The organism is Rhodococcus yunnanensis NBRC 103083, from assembly GCF_001895005.1.
In the GTDB taxonomy this organism is placed as follows: domain Bacteria; phylum Actinomycetota; class Actinomycetes; order Mycobacteriales; family Mycobacteriaceae; genus Rhodococcoides; species Rhodococcoides yunnanense.
In genome coordinates, this window is the sequence record NZ_BCXH01000021.1 from 1 (window position 1) to 25,460 (window position 25,460).

Annotated in this window: 22 protein-coding genes; 16 read left to right on the plus strand and 6 right to left on the minus strand. The window is 63.7% G+C overall.

Annotation, left to right across the window (positions count from 1 at the left end):
* Window positions 1-13: 13 nt before the first annotated feature.
* The 6 genes from RY1_RS24990 to RY1_RS25015 all read left to right on the plus strand — a co-directional run bounded on the left by RY1_RS24990 (window position 14) and on the right by RY1_RS25015 (window position 8,204).
* Window positions 14-4,357, plus strand: coding sequence for a non-ribosomal peptide synthetase (locus RY1_RS24990; RefSeq protein ID WP_139279984.1), 4,344 nt, complete (start codon window positions 14-16; stop codon window positions 4,355-4,357).
* A gap of 159 nt (window positions 4,358-4,516) precedes the next feature.
* Window positions 4,517-5,416: a siderophore-interacting protein gene (locus RY1_RS24995; protein ID WP_072806759.1), complete on the plus strand. Its 900-nt coding sequence runs from the start codon at window positions 4,517-4,519 to the stop codon at window positions 5,414-5,416.
* 43 nt (window positions 5,417-5,459) lie between these two features.
* Window positions 5,460-5,693 carry a phosphopantetheine-binding protein gene (locus tag RY1_RS25000; RefSeq protein WP_072806760.1) on the plus strand — a complete coding sequence of 78 codons (234 nt, stop codon included), beginning with the start codon at window positions 5,460-5,462 and terminating at the stop codon, window positions 5,691-5,693.
* Window positions 5,694-5,735: 42 nt separating this feature from the next.
* Entirely contained in the window at window positions 5,736-6,422 is a 687-nt protein-coding gene (locus RY1_RS25005) for an isochorismatase family protein (protein ID WP_072806761.1), read from the plus strand.
* 116 nt (window positions 6,423-6,538) lie between these two features.
* A complete protein-coding gene (locus tag RY1_RS25010) occupies window positions 6,539-7,426 on the plus strand; it encodes a siderophore-interacting protein (RefSeq protein WP_072806762.1) in 888 nt (295 codons plus the stop codon).
* A 34-nt stretch (window positions 7,427-7,460) separates the two neighbouring features.
* Window positions 7,461-8,204, plus strand: coding sequence for an ABC transporter permease (locus RY1_RS25015; RefSeq protein ID WP_072806763.1), 744 nt, complete (start codon window positions 7,461-7,463; stop codon window positions 8,202-8,204).
* Here the strand turns inward: RY1_RS25015 and RY1_RS25020 are convergent.
* The gene (locus RY1_RS25020) at window positions 8,201-9,613 is read right to left on the minus strand and encodes an MDR family MFS transporter (protein WP_072806764.1); all 1,413 of its coding nucleotides are present in this window, start codon (window positions 9,611-9,613) and stop codon (window positions 8,201-8,203) included. The genes RY1_RS25015 and RY1_RS25020 overlap by 4 nt on opposite strands.
* 63 nt (window positions 9,614-9,676) lie before the next feature.
* Between RY1_RS25020 and RY1_RS25025 the strand changes: the two genes are divergently transcribed.
* Window positions 9,677-10,561, plus strand: coding sequence for a phosphoribosylaminoimidazolesuccinocarboxamide synthase (locus tag RY1_RS25025; RefSeq protein ID WP_072806846.1), 885 nt, complete (start codon window positions 9,677-9,679; stop codon window positions 10,559-10,561).
* Window positions 10,558-12,687 (plus strand): S9 family peptidase, encoded by a 2,130-nt coding sequence (locus RY1_RS25030; RefSeq protein ID WP_072806765.1) that lies wholly within the window; start codon window positions 10,558-10,560, stop codon window positions 12,685-12,687. The genes RY1_RS25025 and RY1_RS25030 overlap by 4 nt, the downstream gene beginning before the upstream one ends.
* A gap of 3 nt (window positions 12,688-12,690) precedes the next feature.
* Here the strand turns inward: RY1_RS25030 and RY1_RS25035 are convergent, their stop codons facing one another.
* Together RY1_RS25035 and RY1_RS25040 are read right to left on the minus strand one after the other, a co-directional pair.
* Window positions 12,691-13,371, minus strand: coding sequence for a response regulator (locus RY1_RS25035; protein ID WP_072806766.1), 681 nt, complete (start codon window positions 13,369-13,371; stop codon window positions 12,691-12,693).
* Window positions 13,368-14,906, minus strand: a complete 1,539-nt coding sequence (locus RY1_RS25040; protein WP_072806767.1) for a sensor histidine kinase — start codon at window positions 14,904-14,906, stop codon at window positions 13,368-13,370. The genes RY1_RS25035 and RY1_RS25040 overlap by 4 nt, the downstream gene beginning before the upstream one ends.
* 152 nt (window positions 14,907-15,058) lie before the next feature.
* Between RY1_RS25040 and RY1_RS25045 the strand changes: the two genes are divergently transcribed.
* From RY1_RS25045 to RY1_RS25055, 3 genes are all read left to right on the plus strand, one after another.
* On the plus strand, window positions 15,059-16,447 hold the full coding sequence (locus tag RY1_RS25045) for a cation:dicarboxylate symporter family transporter (RefSeq protein WP_072806768.1): 1,389 nt from the start codon (window positions 15,059-15,061) through the stop codon (window positions 16,445-16,447).
* A gap of 146 nt (window positions 16,448-16,593) precedes the next feature.
* Complete coding sequence (locus RY1_RS25050; protein ID WP_072806769.1) at window positions 16,594-17,103, plus strand: glutathione peroxidase; 510 nt, start codon at window positions 16,594-16,596, stop codon at window positions 17,101-17,103.
* A 55-nt stretch (window positions 17,104-17,158) separates the two neighbouring features.
* Entirely contained in the window at window positions 17,159-17,857 is a 699-nt protein-coding gene (locus RY1_RS25055) for a DUF2334 domain-containing protein (protein WP_072806770.1), read from the plus strand.
* An 83-nt stretch (window positions 17,858-17,940) separates the two neighbouring features.
* Here RY1_RS25055 and RY1_RS25060 read toward each other — a convergent pair whose 3' ends face one another.
* Window positions 17,941-18,585: an MBL fold metallo-hydrolase gene (locus RY1_RS25060; RefSeq protein WP_072806771.1), complete on the minus strand. Its 645-nt coding sequence runs from the start codon at window positions 18,583-18,585 to the stop codon at window positions 17,941-17,943.
* 97 nt (window positions 18,586-18,682) lie between these two features.
* On the opposite strand from RY1_RS25060, the gene purS reads away from it, so the two are divergent.
* The 3 genes from purS to RY1_RS25075 are packed head-to-tail and all read left to right on the plus strand — an operon-like array spanning window position 18,683 to window position 19,991.
* Window positions 18,683-18,919 carry a phosphoribosylformylglycinamidine synthase subunit PurS gene (gene purS, locus RY1_RS25065; RefSeq protein WP_072806772.1) on the plus strand — a complete coding sequence of 79 codons (237 nt, stop codon included), beginning with the start codon at window positions 18,683-18,685 and terminating at the stop codon, window positions 18,917-18,919.
* The gene (purQ, locus tag RY1_RS25070; RefSeq protein WP_072806773.1) at window positions 18,916-19,593 is read left to right on the plus strand and encodes a phosphoribosylformylglycinamidine synthase subunit PurQ; all 678 of its coding nucleotides are present in this window, start codon (window positions 18,916-18,918) and stop codon (window positions 19,591-19,593) included. Before purS ends, purQ begins: the two co-directional genes overlap by 4 nt.
* Before the next feature lie 47 nt (window positions 19,594-19,640).
* The gene (locus RY1_RS25075; RefSeq protein WP_072806774.1) at window positions 19,641-19,991 is read left to right on the plus strand and encodes a VOC family protein; all 351 of its coding nucleotides are present in this window, start codon (window positions 19,641-19,643) and stop codon (window positions 19,989-19,991) included.
* A 3-nt stretch (window positions 19,992-19,994) separates the two neighbouring features.
* On the opposite strand, the gene RY1_RS25080 is transcribed toward RY1_RS25075, so the two are convergent.
* Entirely contained in the window at window positions 19,995-20,864 is an 870-nt protein-coding gene (locus tag RY1_RS25080) for a hypothetical protein (RefSeq protein WP_245819941.1), read from the minus strand.
* Between the two features lie 63 nt (window positions 20,865-20,927).
* Between RY1_RS25080 and RY1_RS25085 the strand changes: the two genes are divergently transcribed.
* Window positions 20,928-22,241: a M18 family aminopeptidase gene (locus tag RY1_RS25085; RefSeq protein ID WP_072806776.1), complete on the plus strand. Its 1,314-nt coding sequence runs from the start codon at window positions 20,928-20,930 to the stop codon at window positions 22,239-22,241.
* Here the strand turns inward: RY1_RS25085 and RY1_RS25090 are convergent.
* A complete protein-coding gene (locus RY1_RS25090) occupies window positions 22,180-23,043 on the minus strand; it encodes a nucleoside phosphorylase (RefSeq protein ID WP_245819942.1) in 864 nt (287 codons plus the stop codon). The two genes, RY1_RS25085 and RY1_RS25090, sit on opposite strands and share 62 nt — an antisense overlap.
* Before the next feature lie 101 nt (window positions 23,044-23,144).
* Here RY1_RS25090 and purL point away from each other — a divergent pair, with 101 nt between their 5' ends.
* Complete coding sequence (gene purL, locus RY1_RS25095; RefSeq protein ID WP_072806777.1) at window positions 23,145-25,457, plus strand: phosphoribosylformylglycinamidine synthase subunit PurL; 2,313 nt, start codon at window positions 23,145-23,147, stop codon at window positions 25,455-25,457.
* Window positions 25,458-25,460: the final 3 nt, after the last annotated feature.

Below are 25,460 nucleotides of genomic sequence, written 5' to 3' on the forward strand. Positions count from 1 at the left end.
CTACCAAACACTCGTGACCTTCACTCCGCGAGAGGTCATGGAAGAGACCGGGCTGAACGAGGGTTCGGATCCGAACTCGTTGAAGGCCGGTGCGGCAATCGGATTGGATGCGAAGACTACGAAAACAGATCTGGAGCTGTACGTTTCCGAACACGAGTCGTCACTCGAGTTCCATGGCAGTTATGCGGCCGAACTGTTCTCGAAATCGCAGATCGATACGTTCTGCGACGCTCTGCGTGCAACGTTCGACTGGCTCGGATCCGCAGCACTGGACAGTCGGCTTTCGGACCTTCCGACGGTCGCGTACCGACCACAGTCCGTCGAATCCCATAGTGCCCGAGAACTGTCCGATCACATCGTGTCATCACTGCGTGCACACGAGGACCAGCGGGCGTTGACGTCGACCGGTGGCGATCGATGGACCTATGGTGATCTGGAAACACACATAGCTGCTTGGCAGTGGGAACTCGCTGCTGCGGGAGTTCGTCCGGAAAGCCGTGTGGGGATCATGTGCGATCGATCCCCGGAACTGGCCGCGCTGATTCTGGCAGTGATCTTGTCCGGTGCTGCCTACATACCGGTGGATCCGCATTATCCGGACGAGCGCATTGCCTTCGTCCTGCGTGACTCACGTCCCGATGTCGTTGTCACGAACGCCGAATATATCGGGCATGTAAGAGATCTCGTGTCCGTACCGATTCTCGCCGCCGAGCATCCACGCACCTCTCCCTCGAACGCAGCCCTCGAGCTCCGTGCAGTCGACGGTTCCGCTGCGGTGAACGTGTTGTACACCTCCGGTTCGACAGGAAAACCGAAGGGAGTGATCGGAACTCGGGCAGCGTTGGGCGCGCGTGTGGACTGGGCTGTGGCGCAGTGGTCAGTTCCGGCGGCGGACGGCGCCTGGCATCGTTCCGAGTACGACCGCCGAATCTGGAAAACCTCGACCAGCTTCGTCGACGGTTCGACCGAGTTGCTGGCAGCGATCTGTGCCGGAGCGTCGATCGTCGTTCCGACCGACGCGGAGGCACGTGATGTGCAGCGTCTGGCAGACCTGATCGAGGAACATTCGATCACCGAGATCACGCTCGTGCCGTCGGTGGCCTCGGCGCTCGTCGACATGGTGCCCGAGAAGTTGACGTCGCTGCGCACCTACGTCCTGAGCGGCGAGGCGCTGTCCGGTGCGCTTGCATCGAGCATCCTCGAGAGGGAGGACGTACGGGTCATCAACTCGTACGGCTCTTCCGAAGTTGCAGGCGACGTGAGCTTTTCGATACTCGACGGGAGCGAGGATGCAAACGTCTCAATCGGGTCAGCGCCCGAAGGCGTCGAACTGATCGTTCTCGACGGTCTGTTGCGGCCGGTGCATCCGGGTGTGATCGGCGAACTGTACGTATCGGGCGTGCAGTTGGCGCGCGGATACAACGACGACCAGCGCAACACCGCAGTGCGTTTCGTCGCACATCCCTACCGGCATGGGTCGCGGGTGTTCCGCACCGGTGATCTCGTGCGTGCCGGAACCGACGGACTTCTCCGGTACGTCGGTCGATCCGACCATCAGGTCAAGATCCGCGGTATGCGCGTCGAGATCGGCGAGATCGAATCGGTACTCACGAGCCTGGAGGTCGTGGCAGGTGCGGTGGTGATCCACGACGGCACCTCGACAACCGGACGGCTCGACGCTTACGTCGTGCGCGAATCGATGGAAGTGACCGCACAGGACGTTCGGGATCGCGCACGTGCCCTCCTGCCGGATCACATGGTCCCGAACATCGTGTTCGTGGACGTAATTCCGCTGACTCCCAATGGGAAGGTCGACCGGAAGGCGTTGCGACTGATCGAAGTCCAACTCCCGACCTCGCGCCCGCCGGAGACGGCACTCGAGCAGCGACTGGCCAAATTCTTCGGGGCCGGGTTGTCCGGTGCGGCGATCGGTGCGGAGGACGACTTCTTCGCACTCGGTGGCGACAGCATCTCAGCGCTTGCTGTTGCTCGTGCGGCGATGCGCGACGGGTTGGCAGTGACCGTCCGAGACATATTCGAGCAGCGGACGATCGCCAAGCTGGCCGACAATCTGGATCGCCGACGCCCGCCTTCGCGGCAGTGGGACTTCGAGCCCGGCATGCTGACCGCGCAACAGCGTGAAATTCTCGCCGGTGCGGCTCGTTACTGGACGGTCGTCGTCGGACTCGGTGCCGACACCGACCGCTCCAGGCTCGAAACCGCCTACGACAAGGTGGTCGGCGAGCAGGAGAGCCTGCGTCTGGTGGTGGTACCCGATCCACCTCGGCTGGACCTGTCCCGTGAGTCGGAGAGAACGCTGTCGTTCGGCGGGCGCGGTGCAGATCCACTCGAGATTCGCGCCGAACACGAACTCACCCTCGGCAGGACCGGACGGACGTCGGTGGCGTCGGTTACCGAGGACGGGTCGCACCTGGTGTGGACGATCCATTCGGCCGTCGTGGATTCCGACTCGTGGACTCTGCTGCTGACCACTCTGCGCGACGCGTACACGAGCGGAGAACTCGAACACCGCGACAGGACGGCCTATCCGTCCTGGATTGCGTTGCAGAACAGCCTTGATCAGGGTGTGGAGGTCGACGCCGCATACTGGTCCCGCGTTGCGGTTTCGTCGTCGGCATCGGCCGCATCAGGTGTGACGTCCACAGTTGCAGGACAGCTGAGCGTTGACCTCGTAGGCGACGTTGTCGCGGCAGCCGATGCTGCTGGGATCTCGCCGCGAGGTGTGTTGAGTTCGGCGTTCGCCGAGGTGCTCACCGGTGGCGCCACGCGTCCGCTGATGATCGCAACGAGCGGTCCCGTGCCGGAGGAAGGTGTCGAAGGGCTACGTGTCGTCGACACGGCAGGTAATTTCACTATCCGGTACGGGCTTGCAATCGCGAACACCGTCGAGAATCCGGGCGGTGGATGGTGGCGGATAGGACTTCTCGACGCCACCGTCACCGCGCATCGTCTCGGACTCGAACACAGCGGCGGGTTCGCATCCTTCGAGAAGGAAAACGAGCAGTACATCTACGACGGTGAATTCAGCTACGAGGAGATCGGCGAGCCGTCGGGATGGTCGATCGAGCATGCGATGGTCGGCGGCGTGCCGGATTCGTTCCACGGTTCGCCGCAGCTTGTCGTCACGGTGATCGACCGCGGCGGTCGGTTGTCTGTGGAGTGGGAGCTGACGGCGAATCATGATCTGACCGAATGCTTCACCGAGAAGTGGACGCACGCGTTGGAGGAACTGTGCGCCGACGTGATGGAACTCGGTAAGGACGCCGAAATAGTCGAAGGTATCGAACATCGGATCGTCTTACCACCGACACCCACGACGCACAGAGTCCGTAGTGAGGCGAAACATGGAGCTGTGGTGCCGTACACGGCCACGTTCTCTGCCTCGGGTGAACTGACTGCGACGATGGTGCGGACTCGCCTGCGCTGGGCGGCGCAGAAGTGGGAGGCACTGCGTTCGGCCGTGACAGTCAAGAATCAGCTCGTGTGGCTGTCCGAGATCACCCCGTTCGCGACCGGGTGGGTGTGCGATGTGGTTCGTGACGTGGAAGATGCCGCGTTGCAGAACAATTCGGACCTCGCGGTTCTCAACGTCGGGGATGGGCGAGGTATCACCGTCGATCTCGTGCGCGGTGACTCGGGCTCGTCGTTGATCGTCGCCGTCCACCCGTTGGTGGCGGATCGACGATCGCTCGACCAGCTGGGTCGCTATCTCGTCTCGGGCGAACGCGACGGGCTCGACTTCGAATCCAGCTTCGCCGAAGCGGTGCGTGCACTGGAGGACGTGTCGAAGTCCGCTGACACGACCGAGCGATTCGAGGAATACGCCGCATACCTCACTCAATACACGACCGAACGTCCTGCCTCGGTGGACGATTCGACAGTCGTCGGTCGTGCGACCATCGACTGGAGGAAGCTCGATCGGCAGCGACTGCTCGAGGTGACGCGTGAGGTCGTCGGGGGAGCGTTCGACTCGTCCGCGATCGAGGCCGAGTACACAGCTCCGGATGCACCCTTCGGATCGTTGACTCGAACATTCCTCTACGACCGAAGTGACGCACCGCAATCGATCACGGAGTACTTCGACATCTGGAAGTACCTGTCCAACAAGTCACGACGAACGCTGAAAAAGGTCGGGAGTCCGGTGCTGCTCGCGGAACTGTACGACGGTGATCGAATGGACTCCGGACGTGAGGGGCTCGAGCGCGGGTATCCGGTGATCGCGCGATTCCGGTATTCCGGAGACGACGTAGTCGAACTCGCCATCATCGGTGCCGGCGGCCGCGGCCAGGAAGTTCTGGACATGTGGGCTGCACGGCTACGAGAGTCGGCGATCTGATGCGCTGCCTCGGCGCGGGTGGCTGCCGCGGGTGGCTGCACTGTCGGACGTCGATCCCGGCGTTCGGGAGCCACATCGCGCAATTGTGGGCTGATACGATCGCACCGATTTCCGTGGGGGCCATATCGAGTAGCTTCCGCCTGAATTCTTGGGAGAATAATGTCGAACTCGTCGTGGCGGGGATATCTCTACGCCGAAGTCGTGTCCGTGCAACGACTCACGCCGCACATGGTGCGCGTGGTCTTCGGTGGGCCCGACATGGCGAACTATGTACCGTCGGGAGCTCCCGACGAGTGCATGGCCGTGTTCTTTCCTCGCGAGGGTGAGGAGCGGCCGCCGGCGATGACGGCGGATGCCGATGGCGTGTGGTGGTATCACGGCATCGCCGACCAGCCCGAATCCCGAAACTATTCGGTGCGCCGATTCGATCGTGATGCGGGCCGGCTCGTCATCGACTTCGTGGCGCACGAGGGTGGGCTGGCCGCGACCTGGGCGCTCGAAGCAAGGCCAGGGCAGGTGCTGCTGCTGGCAGGCGCTCGCTCGTGGTACGACAAACCCGAGGCCGCGGAATGGCAGTTGCTCGTCGCGGACATGACCGGGCTGCCTTCCCTCGGACGGATAGTCGAAGAACTGCCGGCGGGGGCGCGCGCACACGCGATCGTCGAGGTGTTGGAACCGAGCGACGTGCAACAGTTCGAAACGCGCGGTGATGTCACGTACGACTGGCGCGTGGGAACCGGCAACGGCGACTCGGAAAGCGTGCTCGCAGAAGCGGTGCGAGGTTACCCGTTGCCGGACGGTGACGGATACGTCTGGTTCGCCGGAGAGGCATCAGTTACTCGCGCAGTACGCAAGTACTTCCGCAAGGAACTCGACTACAGCCAGGAACGTTTCGAAATAATCGGCTACTGGCGAGCGCAGGCGGAGCGGTGGTTGGAGAAGTACAAGAAGCACGAGAGCTCGGCTCTGGCGGCATACAACGAAGTCATCGACAGCGGGGGTTCGGAGTTCGAAGCAGACGAGCAGTACGACGAGCTGCTCGAAGGCGTCGGCCTGTGAGCGGTTCGGTGTCCGTATCCAAACGAAAAGGTCAGGTGTCGTAGTGGCTGCAGTGATAGACCGTTCCACGTTGTTGAGTGATGTCGCGTCAATTCTCGAGGTGGACGTCCAGGAATTGGACGACGATACCAACCTACTCGACGCAGGGTTGGACTCGATTCGCCTCATGTCACTGGTCGAGAAATGGAAAAGCGACGGCGTGGACAACGTCGACTTTCTCGAACTTGCGGCCGATCCTGTTGTGGGCAGCTGGGTTTCGATCGTGGTTCCGGCGTAACGAGGGACCCACTTTCGGAGCCGACTAGCCTAAACTGGAGACATGTCCATTTCGGAGATTGCGCCCTATTCCCTGCCGGATTTCGCAGATATCCACCCGAACAAGGCGTCGTGGGAACTCGACTCCTCTCGTGCGGCGCTGTTGATCCACGACATGCAGAACTATTTCATCGATGCGTATCGAGTGGACGAAGAACCCATGGATACGGTGTTGCCCAATATCGTCGCCATACGCGCGGCGTGTTCCGAACTGGGTATTCCGGTGGTATACACGATGCAACCCGGTGATCAGCATCCGTCGCGACGCGGAATTCTCGCCGACTTCTGGGGCCCAGGGCTGGCAGTGGGGCGCGATACCGAGGTGGTCGAGCAATTGACCCCTCGTGAGACAGACATTCAGGTGACCAAATGGCGCTACTCGGCGTTCCAGCGGACCGACCTTCGTCAACTCCTCGGCCATCATGGACGTGATCAGCTGATCGTCACCGGGGTATATGCGCACATGGGATGTCTGCTCAGCGCGGCCGAAGCGTTCATGAGCGATGTCCAGCCGTTCTTCGTCGCCGACGCCACCGCAGACTTCACACGTGACGAGCATGCGATGGCACTCGATTACGCGGCCAAGCGCTGCGCGGCAGTCGTCACTTCCGAGTCGGTCGTATCGTCACTCACGCGCGCCGACGCAGTTCGAGGTCGCGCAGAGAGCTCACTGGTTGTACCCGCATACTGATTGAGGGTAGCCTACCCAGACTGACGAACGACGTCGAGGAGGAGCTGGGTCTGCCGACGCCCGACGCGGATCTCTCCCGACGTCGACATACATGAGCACGTGGACGAGGACGAGCAATGACCGACAAAGGTTTCTATTTCGCAGAGGTAGTTGCAACCGAGCAGTTGAGTACGCACATGGTGCGCGTCACGTTCGGCGGTAATGATGTAGCGCAGTACGTTTCGAACGGCGCGCCGGACGAATGCGTGACGATCTTCTTTGCGCGTGACGGCGAAGAACGACCTCCCGCCATGACCGTGGTCGACGGTCAGTGGTGGTACCACGACGTCGAGCCGGTTCCCGAGGGGCGAAACTACACAGTGCGCCGCTTCGACGCTGACGCAGGGCTTCTCGTCATCGACTTCGTCGCGCATGAGGGTGGTGTCGCGGCAACGTGGGCTCTGCAGGCTGCCGCCGGTCAGGTAGTGCTGTGGACCAGGCCGCGCTCCTGGTACGACATCCCGGACACAGCGCAGTGGCAGTTGCTCGTCGCGGACATGACAGGACTACCCGCTCTGGGGCGGGTGATCGAGGAGCTTCCAGCGGGTGCGAAGGTCCACGCGATCGTCGAGGTCCTCGAGCGAGGCGACATTCAGCAGTTCGAGACAGCAGGTGAGGTCACCTACGACTGGCGATTCGGTTCCGGCAACGGCGATTCGGCGAGTGTTCTGGAAGGCGTCGTTCGTGAGTACGTGCTTCCGGAAGGTGAAGGGTACGTCTGGTTCGCCGGCGAAGCAGCCGTTTCTCGGGCGGTGCGTAAGTACTTCCGCAAGGAACTTGGTTATGCGGTAGCGCATTTCGAGATCATCGGCTACTGGCGCGTCAACTCCGAGCAGTGGCTCGAGAAGTACAAGCAGTATCAAGAAGAGGCGATCGCGGTGTACGACGGTGCGCTCGAAGCTGGGCGCAGTGAAGCCGAGGCGAGCGAAGAGTTCGACGCTATGTTGGAGCGCGTCGGCCTTTGATGTCCCTGTGTCGCCACGGCTGCATACTCGACGGGTGAGTTCTTCTCTGGTCGAACCCGGTGTCCCGTTGGCGGTGCTGTGTGTCGTGATGGTGCTGTCGGCTGCGTTGGTCTATCGAATCTCGGCGATCGGCCGAGTGACCACCGTGCCGTCGGCCTCGCTACGAGGTTTCGCACAGTTGGCCGCGGTATCGCTCGTTCTGGCTGGGGCACTGGCTCATCTGTGGTCGTCGCTGCTGGTCCTGCTGGTGATGTTCGGGGCTGCGGCCTTCACGTCGATCCGTCGTTCCGAGGCAGGCAAGTCGGGGCTGTGGTTGGCGGTTCCGCTTGCGGCAGGCGTCGGTGTCGTGGTGCCTCTGTGTCTGATCACCGGAGTTGTGCCGCCGGAGGGCATCGCGATCGTTCCGGTCGGTGGCATCATCCTCGGAGGAACGATGACTGCGACGTCGCTCGCTGCTCGCCGCGCTCTCGACGCGTTGTCAGCTCGTCGCGGTGAAGTCGAGGCCGCACTCAGTCTCGGTCTCACCGAACGTGATTCACGACTCGAAGTCGTCCGTCCCACAGCAGGCGACGCGCTGCTCCCCGGCCTCGATCAGACCCGCACTGTCGGACTCGTGACGTTGCCCGGCGCGTTCGTCGGAGTGCTGCTGGCCAGCGGATCTGCCATTCAGGCCGGGGCAGTGCAAATTCTGGTTCTGACGGGTCTTCTGTTAGGTCAGACCCTCGCAGTCGTCCTCACCGTCGAATTCGTGTCGCGTGGGATGGTGCATCGGCGTTAGGACTTCGTGCTCCGGCCTGGCATGAGAGCCGCGACCGCCAGCATCAGGACAGCCGCACCGAAGACACCGACGAAGACCAGGTGGATGGCGTCGGACAGCTGACTCTGGTCGGGCTCGCCCTGGCCCGAGACTCGGGAGTTGACGATCGCCCCGAAGATCGCGACGCCGACGGCACTGCCGATCGATCGGGCGAACATGTTGGTCGAGGTCGCGACGCCACGTTCGGACCAGTCCACCGAGGACTGCGCCGCGATCAGGGTCGGGCTCGCGATGAGACCCATACCGAGGCCGACGACGAAGCACACCGCGGCGATCATCCAGATCCGGGAACCGTCGCCGATCAGTGTTGCCAACCCGGTGCCGACGACGGCGATGGACCCACCGGTCAACGCCGTCGCACGGAACCCGAACCGGAGATAGAACCTGCCCGACAACGACGCCGCGATGGGCCAACCGAGCGTCAGTGTCGCCAATGCGAACCCGGCCACGATGGCACCGGTGCCGAGAACACCCTGGACGAAGGTCGGAACGTAGGACGTCAGCCCCAACACGACAGCGCCGACGAGCAGGGAGACGAGGCTGCTGACGACGAGTACCCGGCGCGTGAACACCCACAGCGGAAGGATCGGCTCCGCAGCACGGGTCTGCTGCCACGTGAACAGTGCGAGGGAGACGACGCCGAGGGTGAAGATCCCGGTCGACATCCCCGACGCCCATGCCCAGGACTGTCCACCTTCGAGCAACCCGAGAAGCAGCGCGGCAGCTCCGACGGTCAGCAGCCCGGCTCCGAGATAGTCGATCCTTGGCTTCGAACGCGAGACAGGTCCTTCGTGGAACCTCCGAATCAGCATCCACGCAGCCAGCCCGCACAGTGGGATGTTGACGAAGAAGATCCACCGCCACGAGAGGAACTCGGAGAAGACGCCGCCGAGCGCAGGTCCGAGAACTGCGGACATCGCCCACACGCTCGCCAGATACCCCTGGGCTTTTGCACGTTCCTGCAGCGTGTAGATGTCACCGGCGATGGTGACCGACATCGGCTGGACGGCACCAGCGCCGAGACCTTGGACGGCTCGGAACGCGATCAGCGCGGGCATCGACCACGCCAGTCCGCACAGAATCGAGCCCAGCAGGAACACTCCGATGCCCCACAGCATGATCTTCTTACGTCCGAACAGGTCGGCCAGCTTGCCGTAGATCGGCACGGACACCGCCTGGGCCAGCAGATAGATCGAGAACAGCCAGGGGAACTGACCGAATCCGCCGAGGTCGTCGACGATCGTCAGAACGGCCGTCGCGATGATCGTCGAGTCAAGCGCGACGAGTGACGTGCTGAGCATCAGGGCGATGAGGACCGGCCCACGTTCGGAGCGGAAGCCTACATCCGCTACTTCACTGTTCGTTGCCATCACCAACCATTGTTGTCCCAGCGCCGAGACACGACGACGTCAGGCCCAGATAGGGTTGTGCTCGTGCGTCCACAACTCAGCAGCTACCAGCATCTGGCAGGCGGCAAGGTTCGCGATCTCTACATCGTCGACGAGTATCACCTTCTCCTCGTCGCGAGCGACCGCATCTCCGCCTACGACCACGTCCTCGACACACCGATCCCCGACAAGGGCCGCGTCCTGACGGCGATGAGCGTGTTCTTCTTCGAGGAACTGGGAGGTGTCAACCACCTCGCAGGAGACCCGCTCGACGAGCGGATCCCGCAGGAGGTGCTCGGACGCGCTCTCGTGGTGAAAAGACTCGAGATGGTGCCGATCGAATGCGTTGCACGTGGATATCTGACCGGTTCGGGGCTGTCGGACTATCAGCGCACCGGCGCGGTGTGCGGGGTGGCGCTGCCCAGCGGCCTGGTCGAGTCGAGCAAGCTCGACGAGCCGATCTTCACCCCTGCCGCCAAGGCTGCTCTCGGTGAGCACGACGAGAACGTCGATTTCGCTGCCGTCGTCGACAAGGTCGGCGACGAGCTCGCGTTCAAGCTCCGCGAGGACACCCTCGAAATCTACGTCAGGGCAGCGAACTTCGCGCTCGATCGTGGCATCATCCTCGCGGACACCAAGTTCGAGTTCGGCCTGGACGCCGATCGCAATCTGGTGCTCGCCGACGAGGTTCTCACGCCGGATTCCTCGCGCTACTGGCCCGCCGACGGATACACCGAAGGGAAGGTCCAGCCGAGCTTCGACAAGCAATTCGTCAGGGACTGGCTGACCGGTGAGTCCGGATGGGACCGCCACGGCGACACTCCACCGCCCGCGCTTCCGGACGACGTCGTCGCAGCGACGCGTGCGCGATACATCGAGGCCTACGAACGTATTTCGGGCCTGAACTTCGACGATTGGGTACACCCGTGACCATTGCTCCGCCGACTGCCAAGAAGGTCCCGCTCGAGCGGACCCACCATGGAGACACATTCGTCGACAACTACGAATGGTTGCGCGCGAAGGAAGATCCCGAAGTCGTCGCCTACCTCGAAGCAGAGAACGCGTACACCGAGCAGCAGACGGCGGGCCTCGAAGGACTACGCGGGAAGATCTTCGACGAGATCAAATCGCGCACCCAGGAGACCGACCTGTCCGTCCCGACGCGAATGGGCGACTGGTGGTACTACTCGCGGACTCTGGAGGGCAAGTCGTACGGCCTTCAGTGCCGTTGCCCCGTCGACTCTCCCGAGGACTGGACTCCGCCCGAATTGTCCGCGGACGCCGAGGTTCCCGGTGAGCAGATCCTCCTCGATTCCAACGTCGAAGCCGAAGGACACGACTTCTTCTCGCTCGGCGCGTTCTCGATAAGCCAGGACGGGAACCTGCTGGCGTACTCGACGGACACCGAGGGCGACGAGCGATACACCATGCGGTTCAAGGACCTCACCACCGGCGAACTGCTTCCCGACGCGATCGAGAAGACGGCTCCCGGCGCGACCTGGGCGCTCGATCACTCGCACGTCTTCTATCAGACGGTGGACGAGTCCTGGCGCCCCGATACCGTGTGGCGTCACAAGCTCGGGACTCCGACCGAGCAGGACGTCAAGGTCTTCCACGAGCCGGACGAGAGCTACTGGGTCGGCTTCGGATCCACCCGCAGCGAGAAGTATCTGCTCATCTGGGTCGGGTCGAAGATCACCTCCGAATGCCTCGTTCTCGAATCGGACGATCCCGAGGGCGAATTCCGCGTCGTGCTGCCCCGCGTCGAGGGTATCGAGTACAGCGTCGAGCACGCGGTGGTCAAAGGCGAGGATCGATTCCTCATCCTGCACAACGGCTCGGTCGACGGCTGGGGAACCGACGGGGAGAAGGCAGAGAACTTCCTCCTCGCGGATGCACCCGTCGACGATCCGGCGAAGCAGACCACGCTCGTTCCGCACCGGGACGATGTGCGTCTCGAGGACGCTGACGCCTTCGCCGACCACCTCGTACTCAGCTATCGCCGCGAAGCTCTGACGCGTCTGGCGATCTGGCCCCTCGGCGAGGACGGCTACGGCGAATACCACGAGCTGGAGTTCGACGAGGAACTGTATGCCGTCGGATCGGGATCGAATCCGGAATGGAAGCAGCCGCTGCTGCGCTTGGTCTACACCTCGTTCATCACGCCGGGTCAGGTGTACGACTACGAGCTTGCAACGGGCGCACTGTTGCTGCGCAAGTCGCAGCCGGTCCTCGGCGACTTCGACGCGAGCCGGTACGTGCAGCACCGCGAGTGGGCGGTGGCGGACGACGGGACTCGTATTCCGCTGTCGATCGTGCTGCGCAAGGACGTTCCCGAAGGCCCGGCACCGACGTTGCTGTACGGATACGGGTCATACGAGGCGTCGATGGATCCGTCGTTCTCCGTCGCGCGTCTGTCGTTGCTCGATCGCGGCATCGTGTTCGTCGTCGCACACGTGCGCGGCGGCGGCGAGATGGGTAGGCACTGGTACGAGAACGGCAAGACGCTCACGAAGAAGAACACCTTCACCGACTTCGTCTCCGCTGCACGGCATCTGATCGACTCCGGCCGTACCTCACCGAAGTACCTCGTCGCCGACGGCGGTAGCGCAGGCGGTTTGCTGATGGGAGCCGTCGCCAATCTCGCGCCGGAGTTGTTCAACGGAATCCTCGCGAACGTGCCGTTCGTCGATCCGTTGACCTCGATCCTCGACCCGTCGCTGCCGCTCACGGTCATCGAGTGGGACGAGTGGGGTAATCCGTTGGCGGACAAGGAGGTGTACGAATACATGAAGTCGTACAGCCCCTACGAGAACATCGAGGCCAAGGACTATCCGGCGATTCTCGCGATCACCTCGATCAACGACACCCGCGTTCTCTACGTCGAGCCGGCCAAATGGGTTGCGGCTCTGCGGGCTGTCAAGACCGGCGACTCCGATCTGCTCCTCAAGACCGAGATGAGCGCGGGACACGGCGGCGTCAGCGGTCGTTACGAGAAGTGGAAGGAAGCGGCGTTCGAGTACGCCTGGATCGTCTCGCAGACCGGAGCGGCGTAAGCGTCAGCGCCAGACGTAGCGCACCTGCGGGCGTCCGGCTCTGCCGTATTCGGTGTTGCGGACGACCAGACCGTCGTCGGCGAGACGTTCGAGGTATCGCCAGGCCGTCACACGAGAGACACCGACGAGCTTGGCGGCCTCGGAGGCGTTGAGACCGTCCGGTGCGTCGCGGACGATGGCGGTGACCCCGTCCATCGTCTGCGGCGCAATGCCTTTGGGTGTCGATGCCCTCTCGTCCGCGGTACGCAGATGCGACATCGCCCGGTCGATGTCGCGTTGACTCGCCGCGTTCTCACCTGCAGGCAAGGCGTCGTGGAATTCGCGGTACCGCTCGAGCTTGTCGCGGAATGCGGCGAACGTGAACGGCTTCAACAGATACAGCACCACGCCGTGCGCCACGGCCGATCGTACGACCGACAGATCTCGCTCGGACGTGATGGCGATGACGTCGGGACTCGGTCGCAGTCCACCCAGCGCGGCGGCGACGTCGATGCCGTTGGAGTCGGGGAGCCCGATGTCGAGCAGTACAAGATCGACGGGTTCGACTGCCTCGCTCGCCGCCCGCAGCGCGGCCGACCCGGTGTGGGCGACTCCGACGACCGTGAAGCCCGGTACCCGCTCGACGTACGTCCGGTGCGCTTCGGCGATCAGCACTTCGTCCTCGACGATCAGAACCCGAATCACGATGCCGACCCCATGGGAATCGTGGCCGTCAGCACCGAGCCGTACGTGACCTCGGAGGTCAATGTTCCTCGATAACGCGAGACGACCTGTGTGACAAGCGCGAGACCGAGGCCGCGGGAACCGGCCTTGGTGGAATAGCCGCGGGTGAGCGCGTTCTTCAGCACGTCCGCAGGCATGCCTTGCCCGCTGTCCGATACGCGTACCAGCAATTCGGTCGACGAATCACGCACGGTCACCTCGACCCACGGCTGTTCGGATTCTTTCGACGCATCGATTGCATTGTCTATCAGATTGCCCACCAGGGTGACCAATTCGCGGGGGGTCACCACGCCCGCGTGATCGAGTGCGGTGTCCTCGGTGACCGTCAGCTCGACACCTTGTTCGGCGGCCTGGCTCACCTTGCCGAGCAACAGTGCGGCGAGCGCAGGCTCGTTGACCGATCCCATGAGTCGGTCGATGAGATGTTGGGAGAGTTCGAGATCTGCCGTCGCGAACTCGACGGCGTCCTGCGGGCGTCCGAGTTCGACCATCGTGATCACCGTATGGAGGCGATTGGCGGACTCGTGTGCCTGCGAACGCAGCGATTCCGCGAAGCTGCGGACCGAGTCGAGTTCGCCCATCACCGACTGCAATTCGGTGCGATCACGCACGGTCAGCACGTCGCCGAGCCGATGGTCGTCCCACATCACCGGATCCTGATTCACCACGAGCACGCGTGTGTCGGTGACGTGCAGCTCACCGTGCACGACGCCGGACGCCATGTGCTGCAACGATTCCGGAAGATCGGTGCGGCGCACCGGGCCGTCCGGCAGGTCGAGCAGGCGCCTCGCCTCGTCGTTGACGATCTCGGCATTCTCGCCGCGACCGAATACGACGAGTCCCTCACTGATGGAATGCAATACGGCGTCGTGATGCTCGTACATGGTCCGCAGCTCGTCGGGCGCCATGCCGAGTGTCTGCCGGCGCAACCGTCGGCTCAGCAGTACCGAACCGAACGTCGCGACGACGAACGCTGCGAGTACGACGCCGACGATCAACGGCAGACCCTGGAAGAACTGGTCACTGATCCGCGCGCGGGTCACGCCCGCCGACACCAGTCCGACGATGTTTCCGCCGCCGTCGGTGACCGGTGTGACCGCTCGGATCGACGGGCCGAGCGACCCGACGTACGTCTCGGTGAACGTCTCACCGGCGAGAGCGCGATCGATGTTGCCGCTGAAGGGCAGGCCGATCAGCTCGACCGTCGTATGGGTGAAGCGGGTGCGATCGGGGGCCATCACGACGATGAAGTCGACGCCGGTGACGGCTCGGATCCGCTCGGTCTCGGGCTGCAGCAGGGCGGTCGGGTCGGGGGAGGCGATGGCAACCGGGGTGGATGGTTCGTTCGCGATGCTGGCTGCGATCGCGATGACCTCCCTGCGGGTGGCGTCGTCGCTGTTGGTGCGTTCGTTGATGACCGTCAGAATGCCGCCTGCGAGCACGATGACCGCCATGACGACCAGTTGCAGGACGAGAACCTGCCCCGCGACGCTCATGGGGCGCTTGGCCACGTCGACTCGCCTCGTTTCCCTGTGTCGAACCTGTGAACAGAATGAACGTATTCGTGACTGTGATCACGATCTGCACCAGCATCGTCCTCTAGCAAGGCGTGATCCAACTCACTCCATCAGTCACAAAGGACGTACCCATGACTACCAGCATCGATGCTGCCGAGAACCGGAACCCGGCTCCCGAACCGAAGAAGAAGCGCGACAAGACGCACTGGCTCTACATCGCCGTCATCATCGCCGTGATCGCCGGCATCATCGTCGGTCTGACCGCGAAAGATTTCGCGTCCGAGCTGGCCGTCCTCGGAACCCTGTTCGTCAGCCTGATCAAGATGATGATCAGCCCGGTCATCTTCTGCACCATCGTGCTCGGCATCGGCTCGGTCCGCGCCGCTGCCAGCGTCGGCAAGGTCGGCGGCTTGGCTCTGGCGTACTTCATCGGGATGTCGACCATCGCCCTCGGCATCGGCATGGTCGTCGGAAACCTGATCCAGCCGGGCACCGGTCTGGACATCTCGGCCAACGATACGGGCCTCGAACTGGCCAACAAGGCGCACGAGGCTGGCGGGACGATGGACTTCATCGCCGGCATCATTCCCGAGACGCTCGTCTCCGCACTGACCGCGGGCTCGGTGCTGCAGACGCTCTTCGTCGCCATCCTCGTCGGCTTCGCGTTGCAGGCCATGGGCAAGCAGGGCGAAGGCATCCTCAAGGGCGTCGCATCGGTACAGAAGCTCGTCTTCCGCATCCTGACGATGATTCTGTGGCTCGCCCCGATCGGCGCGTTCGGCGCCATCGCAGGCGTCGTCGGCAAGACCGGATTCGACGCCGTCATCCAGCTCGGCACCCTGATGCTGGCGTTCTACATCACGTGCGCCATCTTCGTGTTCGGCTTCCTCGGCATGATCCTCAAGTTCGTGTCCGGTTTCTCGATCTTCAAGCTCGTGAAGTACCTGGCCCGCGAGTACCTGCTCATCGTCGCAACGTCGTCGTCCGAGTCGGCTCTGCCGCGTCTGATCGCCAAGATGGAGCACGTCGGTGTCGAGCGCACCACCGTCGGCATCGTCGTCCCGACCGGCTACTCGTTCAACCTCGACGGCACGGCGATCTACCTGACGATGGCCTCGATCTTCATCGCCGACGCCATGAACATGCCGCTCTCGATCCCCGAGCAGTTCTCGCTGCTGCTGTTCATGATCATCGCCTCCAAGGGTGCAGCAGGCGTCTCCGGTGCCGGTCTTGCCACGCTGGCAGGCGGCCTGCAGAGCCACCGCCCCGAGCTGCTCGACGGCGTCGGCCTCATCGTCGGCATCGACAGGTTCATGTCCGAGGCCCGCGCGGTGACGAACTTCTCCGGTAACGCCGTCGCCACCCTGCTCGTCGGCACGTGGACCAAGACGATCGACGCCTCCCGCGTCAGGACCGTCCTCGACGGCAACCTGCCGTTCGACGAGGAGACCATGGTCGACGACCACCTCCCCGAAGACGACAGGACCGTCGAACTCGAGAAGACCGCCGCGAAGGCGTGACGGACCCCACCTGGTGACGCGCACCCCCCGTCATCAGGTGTGTAGTACAGGAGCGGCCCTCTCACCGAAGAGGGTCGCTCTTGTGTCTGCACGGGGGGTTTCGCCCAGCCAACTCACCGTATGTCGGTGTCCACAGGTAAGTTCGAGTGATGACTGAAGTCCAGAACATCGGCATCAACACGCTGGGCGGTGCGCCCACCTCGCTCGATGAGTACGCAGGCAGGGCGGTCCTGGTGGTCAACGTTGCCTCCAAGTGCGGCCTGACCCCGCAATACGCCGCGCTGGAGAAGCTGGCCACCGAATACGCGGCGCAGGGCTTGTCGGTCGTCGGCATCCCGTGCAACCAGTTCGGCGGCCAGGAACCAGGCACTGCAGAGGAAATCGAGACATTCTGTTCCACCACCTACGGTGTGACGTTCCCGATGATGGAGAAGGTCGACGTCAACGGTGAGAATCGGCATCCGCTGTACGCCGAGCTCACCAAGACCGAGGACGCCGAGGGCAACTCGGGCGACATCCAGTGGAACTTCGAGAAGTTCCTGATCGGTCCGGACGGTGTTGTCACCAACCGGTTCCGTCCTCGCACCGAGCCGGATGCTCCCGAGGTGCTCGCAGCAATCGACAAGATCCTGCCGAAGGAAACCATCGCCGTTTAGCATCACGCAATTTCGCCGTCGAGCCTCGTTCACCCTGGTGTGCGAGGCTCGATTCATGTCTGGTCGACTGATCGTGTCGGTAAGCGGAATCCGTAACGACACGCGTGAACTCGCAGCCGAGTTCGCGCGAGAACTGGACGGTCGGGGAGTGGCGCTGTCGCTGCTCGTCGCGCCGCGGCTGAAGGACAAATATCGGCTCACCCAGGACGAGGACACGCAGGACTGGCTGCGCAGCAGGCGCGAGCGCGGCGACGCCATCGTGCTGCACGGCTACGACCAGGCTGCGACGAAACGGCGACGGGCCGAGTTCGCGACCCTGCCCCGCCACGAAGCCCGGTTGCGGCTCATGGCGGCGGATCGAGTGATGGAACAGACCGGTCTGCGGACCAGGACGTTCGCCGCTCCCCGCTGGTTGGCCTCACCCGGTGCGGTCGCTGCGCTCCCGGAGGCAGGATTTCGAATGCTCGCCGGTGTCAGCGCGATTCACGATCTGGAATCGGGATCGGTTGTGCGAGGCCGTGTCTACGGCATCGGTGAAGGAATCACAGCAGAACCATGGTGGTGCCGAGCGTTGGTGATCGGCGCAGGCCGCACCGCCCGTCGAGGTGGACTGGTCCGATTGGCCGTCAGCGCAAAGCAACTCGGCCGCAGCGGTCCCCGCCAGGCGATGCTCGACGCCGTCGATCTGGCGCTGTACAACGGTGCGACGCCCGGTGTCTACGAACATGTTCGACGCGTACACCGCGCGGCCTGAGGCGGGGTGCTGGCTCGCCCGACTGTAACGGACCACCCTGTCCGGGCCATCCACCCTCGACGTTGCATTCGAGTGGTCGCCCTCTAGATCTGGACGCTGGTCTCTTCGGCGAAGGTCCGGAACTCGGTGACCTCGTCGGCCATGTCCTTGAATCGTCCGTAGTAGACGCCACGAGCCTGCTCGGCGACGACGGCTTGGTGGATCGGGAATGCAGTGCGCGGTGCGACCGCACGGAGGAATTCGATGTTTTCCGACAGCTTCGACCACGGCGCCGCGGTGGGGAGCGCAAGCACCTCGACCTTCTGCTCGGGCACGAACAGCGAATCGCCGGGATGCAGAAGCTGCCCTGGATTCTCCGGTGTGCCGAGCAGGTAGCCAGTGTTGTCGATCACGGGCAGCTCGGGATGAATGACGGCATGTGTGCCGCCGACACCCGTCACCTGAATACCGCCGATGGTGAACACATCGCCCGCATGGGCAGCTGTCCAGCGCTCGCCGAGCTGCGACGCCGTCATCGGATCCGAATACAGCGCAGCGCTCGGATTGCCTTCCACCAGAGCGGGAAGACGCTCCAGATCGACGTGGTCCGGGTGCTGATGGGTGATCAGGATGGCGTCGAGACCGGTGATGCCGTCGAACCCGTGCGAGAAGTTGCCGGGATCGAAGAGCACGGTTGTGCCGTTCAGTTCGACGAGTACACAGGAATGTCCGAAGTGTGTCAGCCGCATGCCTCCACACTAAGCGCAGTTTCGCACCCGCCGCAGGGGCTGCGTAGACTTCCACCTGCCGGTATCGATCGTTTTCGTCGTTTCAAGGAGCTCACACGTGGCCCGAGTTGTTGTCGATGTCATGCCCAAGGCCGAAATTCTCGACCCGCAAGGTCAGGCCATCGCAGGTGCGCTGGGTCGCCTCGGCGTTTCCGGAGTGTCCGACGTGCGTCAGGGCAAGCGTTTCGAACTCGAGGTCGACGACAGTGTCGACGATGCCGAGCTCGAGAAAATCGCCGAGTCGCTGCTGGCGAACACGGTGATCGAGGACTGGAAGGTCACCCGAGAAGCATGAGCGCTCGTATCGGTGTCATCACTTTCCCCGGAACTCTGGACGACGTCGACGCCTCCCGCGCGGTCACGCTGGCAGGTGGTGAGCCCGTCAGCCTGTGGCACGCCGACGCCGATCTCAAGAATGTCGACGCGATCGTCGTCCCCGGCGGCTTCTCCTACGGTGACTATCTGCGAGCAGGTGCGATCGCCCGATTCGCGCCCGTCATGGAATCCGTCGTCGACGCGGCCAAGGGCGGTATGCCCGTGCTCGGCATCTGCAACGGCTTCCAGGTCCTGTGCGAGGTCGGCCTGCTGCCCGGCGCCCTGACGCGCAACGAGAAACTGCACTTCGTGTGCCGTGACCAGTGGCTGAAGGTGGAGAACACCGACACCGCGTGGTCCTCGCGCTACGAGACCGGCGCCGAGATCCTCATCCCGGTCAAGAACGCCGAAGGGCGTTTCCAGGCTCCGCAGAACGTGCTCGACGAGCTCGAAGGCGAAGGCCGAGTCGTGTTCCGTTACAGCGGCGCCAACCCGAACGGCTCGCAGCGAGAGATCGCAGGCATCTCCTCGGCCAACGGCCGCGTCGTCGGACTCATGCCGCACCCCGAGCACGCCACCGAGCCCTTGACCGGTCCGAGCGACGACGGGCTCGGTATCTTCTACTCGGCATTGGACGCGATCGTTTCTGCCTAGCTCCTGGCCTCTAGTTCATGTCGGGGGTCGGGGTTAGAGTGCCTCGCATGACGCTGACTCCGGCCATGATCACGTTCGATTCCGTAGACCCTGGAGAGCTCGCACGGTGGTGGGCCCGGCAGACGGGCGGCAGTATCGAGCAGGAGAACGACGGTTATTTCTACACCGTCGCTCTCCCGTCGGTGCCGTACCTGCTGGCCTTCCAGAAGGTCGATGACCCGACTTCGGGTAAGAACCGTATTCACCTGGATCTGACGACCACCGATCTCGATGCCGAGGTGTCGAGCCTGATCGGTTCCGGTGCGTCCGAGGTCGACCGGCATACGATGGGCGACTTCCGCTGGGTCACGCTCGCAGATCCCGACGGCAACGTGTTCTGCGTGTCGGGCGCGCACTGACCGTCAGCTTCGCTGTAATTCCCGGAGTGTGTCCGTGAACAACTCCGCCGGTGCGTTTCCCGTCACCTGGCAGTACTGCCCATCTCTCCAGAAGTACACGTGGTCGGAGAGTGGGTTGGGCGTGTTGCGCGACAGCCCTTGGGCGACGCCGAGCAGATGCATGGCCGCACGCGCGGTGTCGTCGTACTCTCGCGGAAGGTAGGAGTCGATCTCGTACGCATTCGGGATCGTGAACAGGACGCCGAACGGCGCCTCGCCCAGGTTGCTCGTGATCAATGTCGGCATGTCGGCCACCTTCGATGCCAGGTAGATGGAGTCGCCGCGCCACACGTCGATGACAATGCCGTCCTTGACCATGGACTCGTGCACGTCGAACTTCATCGCACCCGTGTTCTGGCGTCCGAACGCCCATGCGGTGTCGAGGTCGCGGTTGCCCAGGATCTGATCCGTCACCGTCAATGCAAGGTCGGGAAACGTCAGGTTGAGTACCCTTCGCGGTGAGTTCGGTACGTCGACCAGCGGGTGCGAATAGGTGAAGGCGTCGAGAGTCGGTAGGTTGCCCAGCGGCGCGACTCGCTCACGCAACCGCAAGTAGAACTCGTCGTCGGGCAGGCTCATCAGTTGTTCCGGGTCGCTGAGTCGCTGCGATTCCAGCATGGTGGTCACGTGCGCCTCGACGCAGTCCGTCCAGTGCCGGACCGGCGCGTTGAGGCAACGGTCGACCAGGTTGTTCAGCCCCATGTATCCACCCGAATCGAGTCGAAGAGTCAACTCGTCGACCTTGGTCGCGGTGACACCCTGACGCCCGAGTTCGAGCATCACCTTTCTTCGGATGATCGCGACAGTGGTTGCCCGTGATGCTTGTTCGGCCATGTAGCTCATGATGTCCCCCCGGATTGTGTGCTCCTTGGTCTGTTCGACGCAGCTGCTGACACAATGGTTCCCATGTCTTCCAGTGTTTCGACGTCTCACGCGACTGCGGCCGGGCTGTGCAACTTCATCGATGTTTCGCCGTCGCCATTTCACGTATGCCGCACTGTGTCGGTGCAACTCGAAGAAGCAGGATTTCTACGCGTCGAAGAGACCGAGGCGTGGCCCACCGAGCCGGGCCGGTACTACCTGATCCGCGGCGGCTCCCTCGTGGCCTGGAGCACCGAGAGCGACCTTCCCGGCAGCCCGTTCCGGATCGTCGGTGGCCACACCGACAGCCCCAACCTGCGCGTCAAGCAGCACCCCGACCTCGAATCCGCGGGTTTGCAGATGGTCGGTCTCGAGCCCTACGGCGGTGCGTGGCTCAACTCGTGGCTCGACCGCGACCTCGGCATCTCGGGTCGTCTGAGTGTGCGCGACGGCAACGGACTTCGCGAGGTCCTCGTCAAGGTCGACGAGCCGATTCTGCGGGTTCCGCAGCTGGCGATCCATCTGTCCGAGGACCGCAAGGGTGTGACGCTGGATCCGCAGCGACACGTCAATGCCATTTGGGGAGTGGGTAATTCGCCGCGGTCGTTCCTCGGTTACGTGGCCGAGCGTGAAGGCGTCGACCCGTCGTCGGTGCTCGGATGGGAACTCATGACGCACGATCTCGCGCCCAGTGCCGTCGTGGGCGTGGAGAACGAACTGGTCAGTGCGCCGAGGCTCGACAACCAGGGAACCTGTTATGCCGGAACGCAAGCGCTTCTCGCTGCCGTCGAGAATCCGACCGCGGTGACCCCGGTGTTGGCGCTGTTCGACCACGAGGAAGTCGGCAGCATGTCCGACCGCGGGGCGTTCTCGGATCTACTGACCACCGTGCTCGAGCGAATTGTGCTGGGGCGTGGCGGAGGTCGTGAAGAGTTCCTGCGGACCATGGCCGGATCGATCTGCGCGTCGGGCGACATGGCGCACGCGACGCATCCCAACTACCCGGATCGCCACGAACCCGCGCACCGCATCGAACTCGGTGGGGGTCCGGTACTGAAGGTCAACCAGAATCTGAGGTACGCAACGGATTCCGCGGGCGCCGGTGCCTTCGCGCTCGCGTGCGATCAGGCGGGTGTGCCGCTGCAGCGCTACGTGCACCGCGCGGATCTGCCGTGCGGCTCCACGATCGGACCGATCACTGCCTCACGCACGGGTCTGTCGACCGTCGACGTCGGCGCCGCTCAGCTGGCGATGCACAGCTCGCGCGAGCTGATGAGCGCCTCGGACATCACGGCGTATTCCGATGCGCTTGCGGCGTTTCTGATGCCGTCCGGGCCGGTGAGTGCGTAGTTGCGTCGGGCGGAGTCAGCCGCACGCACGCATCGGCCGCGAGCCAGAACAACTGCTCGCGGACCGTGCCCGCCTTGGTCCATCCGCGGTGCTCCCAGTCGGCGGCCAACGAATCGCCCGCGTACAGCAGCTGCGCGAATCTGACGCCGCGGTACTTCGCGACCGCGCAGAATGCCGACGCCTCCATGTCGACAGTCAGGCATCCCTCGTCGACGCGGCGCGTCACTCGGCTGCGGGTCTCGCGGTACAGCGCGTCGGTCGTCCAGGAGCGTCCGGTGACGTGGTCGATGCCCGCTTCGGTGAGCACGCTCTGCAGCACCGCGACGCCGTCGGGATCGGCGTCGACCACACGGCCGGGCGCGAGGTAGTGGAACGAGGTGCCCTCGTCGCGGACCGCACTGTCGACGACCATCACGTGGCCCATCCCGAGCGCGTCCGTCAGCGCTCCCGCACCGCCGACGGCGACGAACTCCGAGCAGCCGAGTGCAATCGCCTCCTCCAGGAACAGGGCAGCGAGCGGGGCTCCGACCCCCGGATGGAAGACCGCCAGGCGTTCGCCTCCACGCTCGATCTCGTACACGGGATGCTCGCCGTGCTCCGAGCGCAGGACCGACAACACCCGTGCGCGACCCTGTCCGGCTATGGATTCGATCACTTCCGCGAAGAAGCACACGACGGCCTTGCGGGGGATGTCGACGCCCTTGACCACCATCTGTGGTGTCAGCACTCCCGGAAAGTTCAGATCGTTCTCCGTCAGAGCGAGAGGAGTGGGGTCTGCGGGAGCATCGGTGGTTCGCGTCATCGGGCAATGTTCGCATGGCAGCACAGAGCTGATTTCGGGCCTGCGGCCCTGCACCGATAGACTTACCCTGGCAATTCGCTCCAGGGAAGGACCCACTCCTCGTGTCCGTCGATACAGTGTCAACCGCAGTCGCCACTCCAGAGCAGGCGCAGCCGTACAAGGAACTCGGACTCAAGGACGACGAGTACTCCCGCATCAAGGAGATCCTCGGCCGTCGGCCCACCGATGCCGAGCTGGCGATGTACTCCGTCATGTGGAGCGAGCACTGCTCCTACAAGTCCTCCAAGGTGCACCTGAAGTACTTCGGTGAGACCACCACCGACGAGATGCGCAAGTCCATGCTCGCGGGCATCGGCGAGAACGCAGGCGTCGTCGACGTCGGTGACGGCTGGGCCGTCACGTTCAAGGTCGAGAGCCACAACCACCCGTCGTACGTCGAGCCCTACCAGGGTGCCGCGACCGGCGTCGGCGGCATCGTCCGCGACATCATGGCCATGGGCGCGCGCCCGATCGCCGTCATGGACCAGCTGCGTTTCGGTGCTGCGGATGCACCCGATACGCGCCGCGTTCTGTCCGGCATCGTCTCCGGTGTCGGTGGTTACGGAAACTCCCTCGGCCTCCCCAATATCGGCGGAGAAACGGTGTTCGACGCCTCCTACGCCGGCAACCCGCTCCTCAACGCCCTGTGCGCCGGTGTCATGCGCGTCGAGGACATGCACCTCGCGTTCGCGTCGGGCCTGGGCAACAAGATCATTCTCTTCGGCGCTCGTACGGGTCTCGACGGCATCGGCGGTGTGTCCGTCCTTGCGTCGGAGACCTTCGATGGCGACGAGACCGGTGCGGAACACGAAGGCGGAGCCGGAGCTGGACCATCGAAAAGCCGTAAAAAATTGCCTGCGGTTCAGGTCGGTGACCCGTTCACCGAGAAGGTCCTCATCGAGGCCTGTCTCGAGCTCTACGCCAACAAGCTCGTCGTCGGCATCCAGGATCTCGGCGGTGCCGGATTGTCCTGTGCCACTTCCGAGCTCGCGTCCGCTGGCAGCGGCGGTATGCACATCGCGCTCGAGCAGGTTCCGATGCGCGCCACCGGTATGACACCGGCCGAGGTGCTCTCGAGCGAATCGCAGGAGCGCATGTGTGCCGTCGTGACGCCCGCGAACGTCGACGCGTTCATGGCCGTGTGCAAGAAATGGGACGTGCTGGCGACGGTCATCGGTGAGGTCACCGACGGCGACAACCTCGAGATCACCTGGCACGGCGAGACCGTCGTCGACGTTCCGCCGAAGACCGTCGCGCACGACGGCCCGGTGTACTCGCGTCCGGTCCGCCGTCCCGACACCCAGGATGCTCTCGTGGCGAATTCGACTGCGTCGCTGAAGCGTCCCGAGACGGCCGAGGAACTGAAGGCGACGCTGCTGAAGATGATCGGCTCACCGCAATTGTGCAGCCGTCGTTTCATCACCGAGCAGTACGACCGCTACGTCCGCGGGAATACTGTGCTCGCCGAGAACGCTGATGCCGGAGTGATCCGCATCGATGAGAAGACCGGCCGCGGAATCGCGCTGGCCACCGACGCGTCGGGTCGCTACACGGCCCTCGATCCGTACCAGGGCGCGCAGCTCGCGCTCGCCGAGGCGTTCCGCAACGTCGCCGTCACCGGTGCAACGCCGAAGGCCGTCACCAACTGCCTCAACTTCGGATCCCCCGAGGACCCGGGCGTCATGTGGCAGTTCCAGCAGGCCGTCCGTGGTCTCGCCGACGGCTGTGTGACCCTCGGGATCCCGGTCACCGGCGGAAACGTCAGCTTCTACAACCAGACCGGCTCCGAAGCGATTCTGCCTACTCCGGTCGTGGGCGTGCTCGGCGTCATCGACGACGTGCACCGACGCATCCCGACGGGCCTCGGTCTCGAGCCCGGCGAGACACTCATCCTTCTCGGAGACACACACGACGAGTTCGACGGTTCCATCTGGGCGCAGGTCGAACACGATCACCTCGGCGGCGTCCCCCCGAAGGTGGATCTCGCTCGCGAGCAACTGCTCGCCGACATTCTTCTCGCCGGATCGCGCGACGGATTGGTCAGCGCCGCACACGATCTGTCCGAGGGTGGTCTGGCCCAGGCCGTCGTCGAGGCTGCGTTGGCCGGCGAAACGGGTTGCCGCATTCTCCTTCCGGAGGGTGCAGATCCTTTCGTCACTCTGTTCTCCGAATCGTCCGGTCGCGTGCTCGTCGCTGTGCCGCGCACCGAGGAGACTCGTTTCACCGGAATGTGCACCGCCCGTTCTCTTCCGTGGACACGCATCGGCGTCGTCGACGAGGGTTCGGACGAAATCGAGGTTCAGGGCCAGTTCTCGGTCAAGATGGCCGATCTGCGTGAGACCTTCGAGGGCACCCTTCCCCGTCTATTCGGGTAGATC